Genomic DNA, 4,941 nt, shown 5'->3' on the forward strand with positions numbered 1-4,941 from the left:
GCCACGAGCGCCCCCCGCCTCGGCGTCCGTCTCGTCGGGCACCTCGGCCGCGACCTTCTCCGGCCTGGTCCGGCGCGGCCACCGCGGCGACCTCGTCAAGCAGGTCCAGCGCAAGGTCGGCGCCAGCGCCGACGGCATCTTCGGCCCCCTCACCGAGTCGGCGGTCAAGCGCTACCAGAAGCGCAACGGCCTCGTCGCCGACGGCATCGTCGGCCCCCGCACCGGCACCAAGATGGGCCTGCGCAGCACGAGCACGACCACCTCGCGCACCACCACCCGCACCGTCTCGGGCTCGTCCGTCCTGTCGACCGCCGCGAGCCTCGTGGGCGTCCCCTACCGCTACGGCGGCACGACGACCTCCGGCTTCGACTGCTCGGGCTTCACCCAGTACGTCTTCGCCCGCCACGGCAAGAGCCTGCCGCGCACCGCCGAGCAGCAGCGTCGCGCCACCACCCGCGTCTACTCCCCGCAGCCCGGCGACCTCGTCTTCTTCGGCGCGCCGGCCTGGCACATGGGCATCTACGCCGGCAACGGCATGATGTACGACGCCGGCAACGCGCGCGTCGACACGACCAAGCGCAAGATCTGGACGAGCAACGTGACCTACGGCCGCGTCCGCTGACCCCAGCACCCCACGACGAAGGGGGCTCCGACCATCACGGTCGGGGCCCCCTTCGTCATTTTCGCCCCTTCGTCATTGCTGCCCCTGCGTCATTGGTGCACAACGGGTTTCGCCACCCGCGTTACCATTTCGTGACTATATGACCTATGGTCGAACGCGGTCCCGGCCACTGCCGGGACGCCGTCGAGGACGCCGAGTCCTACCACCTCGACGGGGTACCCCAGCAGCACCGGTAGGAGCGGAGGACCCAACCTCTGGCCACACGGCCTCGGGGTGAAGTCCTACGGCGGGGCAGCGCCCGGTCGAAGGGCGGGATGGTCTCCATCCCAACCCGACAGCTAACTCCGCAGGCGAGAGGAGACAGCATGACCATGTTCTACACCGCACGTCACGCCGCCCCCCGCGCCCACCGCTCTGCGGCACAGCGCACGGGCGCCGGCGTCCTCGCCGCCACGGCTCTCGGCCTGGGGGCATCGACGATGACCGCCACGAGCGCGGCAGCCCAGGGCGGCCCCGAGGCTCCGGCCCCGGCCACCTCGCAGACCGCCTCGACCGGCGGCGCGCAGAGCGCCGGCAACTCCGTCGCTCCCAGCGGCTCGACCTCCTTCTCCGACCACGTGCGCGTCGGCGACACCGGCAGCGTCGTCAAGCAGATCCAGGACAAGGTCGGCGTCAGTGCCGACGGCGTCTTCGGGTCCCTGACCGAGCAGGCCGTGGAGAGCTGGCAGGCCAAGAACGGTCTGTCGGCCGACGGCATCGTCGGCCCCGAGACCGGCTCCGCCCTGGGCCTGACCGGCGGCGGCTCCAGCTCGACCGGTGGTGCCCAGTCCGCGGACGGTGGCACCGCCGAGACCGCCCAGGCCTCGGCCAGCGCCCCGGCCTCCGACTCGTCGATCGTCAACACCGCGCGCAGCCTCACCGGCACGCCCTACGTCTACGGCGGCACGACCACCGCGGGCTTCGACTGCTCCGGCTTCGTGCAGTACGTCTACGACAAGGCGGGTAAGGACATCCCGCGCACGACGCAGCAGCAGCAGGCTGCAGCCACCCCGGTCTCCAACCCACAGCCCGGTGACATCGTCTTCTTCGGCAACCCCGCGTACCACAACGGGATCTACGCCGGCGACGGCAAGATCATCGACGCGGGCAACTCCGAGTCGCCGGTGCAGGAGCGCGACATCTGGACCGATGACGTGACCTTCGGTCGCTTCTGAGCGACCCCGCGCAGGCCGCTCCCGAGCGGCTCGCACGACAAGGCCCCGACCGCTACGGTCGGGGCCTTGTCGTGCCCGGGTGCCGAAGGCGCGTGAGACACTGGCCCTTTCTACACGTGTAGTCGTCCCAGGAGGTCATCCGTGCCCGCCACCCACGCCACCGGCGAAGCCCTCGAGCTCACCGACCGCGACCTGCTCCCCCTTCGTCCCTGGCGTCGGGCGCAGGAGGACCCGCAGCATCCCTCCTTCAGCCACGTCGTCGACGGCGACTGGCAGACCATCACCGCCGGAGAGCACCTCGAGAGCCTCGTTGCGACGGTCCGGGGACTCGTCGCAAGCGGCGTCGCCGCCGGTGACCGTGTGGTGCTCATGGCCGACACCCGCTATGAGTGGCTGCTGCTCGACGAGGCGATCTGGAACGCCGGGCCGGCACCGTCCCCGTCTACCCGTCGTCGTCGCGCAGCCAGCTCGAGTGGATCGTCCGCGACTCCGGTGCACGGGTCCTGCTCGTCGAGACGCCGGCGATGGCACAGCTGGCCACCGGTCTCGACGTCGAGGTCCTCGTCATCGACGACGGCGCCCTCGCCACCCTCGCCGAGCGCGGTCAGACCGTGGCCGAGGATGAGGTGCACGCGCGCCGGGACGCAGTGACCCTCGACGGCCTCGCGGGCATCGTCTACACCTCCGGCACCACCGGTCGGCCGAAGGGCGTCGTCCTCACCCACCGGCACCTCGCCGCCGAGGTCGCCGGCTGCCTGGCGCACCCGATCGGCGAGGTCGGGGCACCCGGCCGCCGGATCCTGATGTTCCTGCCGATGGCGCACGTGCTCGCCCGCTCCGTCGCCTACATCGCCGCGCAGTCCGGCGCCACGGTCGGCTTCTGGTCCGACTTCTCGACGATCGTCGAGAAGTTCGGCTCCTTCCGTCCGCACATGGTCGTCGGCGTACCCCGGGTCTTCGAAAAGGTGCACGCCGGCATTCGCGCCAAGGCGGCCGGGCGCCGCGTCTCCGCCGCCGTCTTCGCGAAGGGGGAGCAGGTCGCCATCGACTGGAGCCGGGCCGTGGGCGACGACCCGCGCCCGGGCCGCCCCGGGCTGCGGCTGCGTGTGCTGCACGCGGTCTTCGACCGGCTGCTCTACGCCAAGGTCCGCGCGGCCCTCGGCGGGGAGACGATGTACGAGATCAGCGGCGGCGGGGCGCTCGGCGAGCGCCTCGGCCACTTCTTCCGCGGCGTCGGCGTGCCGATCCACGAGGGCTACGGCCTGACCGAGACCTGCGCGGCGATCACCGTCAACGGGCCCGGCCAGCAGCGTGTCGGCACCGTCGGGCGCCCCCTGCCGGGCAACGAGGTGCGCATCAGCGAGGACGGGGCGATCGAGGTCCGCGGGGCCGTCGTCACCGACGAGTACTGGGGCAACGACGAGGCGACTCAGGCGTCGATCGTCGACGGCTGGTTCGCCACCGGTGACCTCGGCTCGCTCGACGACGAGGGCTATCTGACGATCACCGGCCGGGCCAAGGAGATCATCGTGACCGCGGGCGGCAAGAACGTCGTGCCCGGACCGCTCGAGGACGTGCTGCGCTCCCACCCGCTCGTCTCCCAGGCGATGGTCGTCGGCGAGGGGCGGCCCTTCGTCGCAGCGCTCATCACGCTCGACCCGGAGGCGGAGCGACCCGCCGACCCGCAGGCCGAGCTGCAGGGTGTCGTCGACGAGGCCAACGAGCTGGTCTCCAAGGCCGAGGGGATCAAGAAGTTCGTCGTCCTCGACGACGACTTCACCGAGGAGTCGGGCGAGATGACCGCGACGCAGAAGCTCAAGCGCCACGTCATCGAGACGCAGCGCGCCGAGGCGATCGAGGGGCTCTACGCGAAGCGCTGAGTCGAGGCCCGGACGGGGCCGGACGAAGCGCTGAGTCGGGGCCCGGACGGGGCTGGTCGGGGCTGCCGCTCAGCCGCTCGCCGGCACCGCCGTGAGCACGACGTTGTCGCGGTAGTGCTGCTCCCCGTCGATCGTCATCACCGGGCCGCCGCAGGTGACGAGGGCGAGCTGGCGGGGGCCGTCCACCCGGAAGATCGAGCGGGGCAGCGACACCTTGGAGTAGCTCTGCAGGCTCGTCGTGACGAAGGTCGACCGACGACCCGCGCCGTCGGTGACGTGGACCAGCGCTCCCGGACGGGCGTCACTGAGCCGGGCGAGTGCACCCGGTGTCCCCGACAGGTCGACGTGCCCGGCGAGCAGGGTCGTCCCCGCGCCGGCGCCGAGGGGCGCGGACCACACGTCGCGACCGACCCGCCACGGCTCCCGCGGGATGTCGAGGGACCCGCCGCTGAACTTCACCCCGTCGAGGCTGGCGTAGATCCCGAGCGAGGGCACGTAGAGACGGTCGGGGCCCATCCGGTCGGGCGACATGACCAACTCCCGGCTCGTCCTCGACGAGGAGCCGGCCGAGGTGCTCGAGGACGGCGCCGGGTCGTCGGGGATCGCGGCGACGGTCGCCGTGCGGGTCGGGTCCGGGGTCGGCGATGCCACCGCGAAGGTCTGGCTGGGTACCGGCGCCGCCTCGGGCTCCTCGCCGCTCGCGACCGACCACCAGGTCAGTGCCGCACCCCCGCCGACGAGGACGAGGGCGAGGAGCAGCAGGGCGAGTCGTCTCAGGGTGCCCCGCCGATCAGCTGGCGCGACGAGCGCGCACGGCGACGCCGATACCGCTCAGGACGAGCAGCCCGCCGCCGAGAAGGCCCAGGGTGTTGGGTCCGGCGACGTCGGGGACACCGGCGTTGATCGTGCGGGCCTGCGAGCGGTCCGCGGCGTCGGAACCGTCAGTGCCGAAGTAGGTCTCGCACGCGATGCCGTCGTTGTCGGCGTCGAGGCGGTGGCGGTCGATGGCCGGGCCACCGTGGGTGGTGAAGAAGGTCTGCGCCTCGGCCTGCGAGGAGAAGTCGGGGCAGTCCTTGTCAGCGGTCGTGACGGAGGGCGCGGCCGACGAGGCCGAGACGGTGACGGACGACCGGCTCGGCGCCGTGGCCGGAGCCTTGGGGGCCGCCGACGCTGCCGGTGCAGCAGCCGCAGCCTTGGGAGCGGCCGGGGCCTTGGGGGCAGCCGG

At 72.3% G+C, this 4,941-nt stretch carries 5 protein-coding genes, 1 pseudogene and 1 riboswitch; of the genes and pseudogenes, 4 read left to right on the top strand and 2 right to left on the bottom strand.

The features are described from left to right. From AC2W7J_RS15660 to AC2W7J_RS15675, 4 genes and pseudogenes are all read left to right on the top strand, one after another. On the top strand, positions 1 to 622 hold a 622-nt coding region (locus AC2W7J_RS15660; RefSeq protein ID WP_485983534.1), incomplete at its 5' end, for a C40 family peptidase. 180 nt (positions 623 to 802) lie between these two features. Continuing rightward, a riboswitch (cyclic di-AMP (ydaO/yuaA leader) is annotated at positions 803 to 991 on the top strand. Beyond that, positions 988 to 1,836 (top strand): C40 family peptidase, encoded by an 849-nt coding sequence (locus tag AC2W7J_RS15665; RefSeq protein ID WP_485983536.1) that lies wholly within the window; start codon positions 988 to 990, stop codon positions 1,834 to 1,836. (Overlaps the previous riboswitch by 4 nt.) Before the next feature lie 276 nt (positions 1,837 to 2,112). Further along, positions 2,113 to 3,188 (top strand): annotated as a pseudogene (locus AC2W7J_RS15670) (AMP-dependent synthetase/ligase); the annotation flags it as partial. A 222-nt stretch (positions 3,189 to 3,410) separates the two neighbouring features. Continuing rightward, entirely contained in the window at positions 3,411 to 3,716 is a 306-nt protein-coding gene (locus AC2W7J_RS15675) for a hypothetical protein (protein ID WP_485983540.1), read from the top strand. 69 nt (positions 3,717 to 3,785) lie between these two features. Here AC2W7J_RS15675 and AC2W7J_RS15680 read toward each other — a convergent pair whose 3' ends face one another. Both AC2W7J_RS15680 and AC2W7J_RS15685 read right to left on the bottom strand, forming a co-directional pair. Continuing rightward, the gene (locus AC2W7J_RS15680) at positions 3,786 to 4,367 is read right to left on the bottom strand and encodes a class F sortase (protein ID WP_427801700.1); all 582 of its coding nucleotides are present in this window, start codon (positions 4,365 to 4,367) and stop codon (positions 3,786 to 3,788) included. 139 nt (positions 4,368 to 4,506) lie between these two features. After that, positions 4,507 to 4,941: excalibur calcium-binding domain-containing protein (locus AC2W7J_RS15685; RefSeq protein WP_485983538.1), on the bottom strand; the 435-nt coding region annotated here is incomplete at its 5' end.

The organism is Janibacter sp. CFPM2_SD2 (genome assembly GCF_057364645.1).

Coding starts and splice junctions, on each gene's coding strand:
- AC2W7J_RS15665 (WP_485983536.1), top strand. CDS start 988: ATGACCATGTTCTACACCGCACGTCACGCCGCCCCCCGCGCCCACCGC.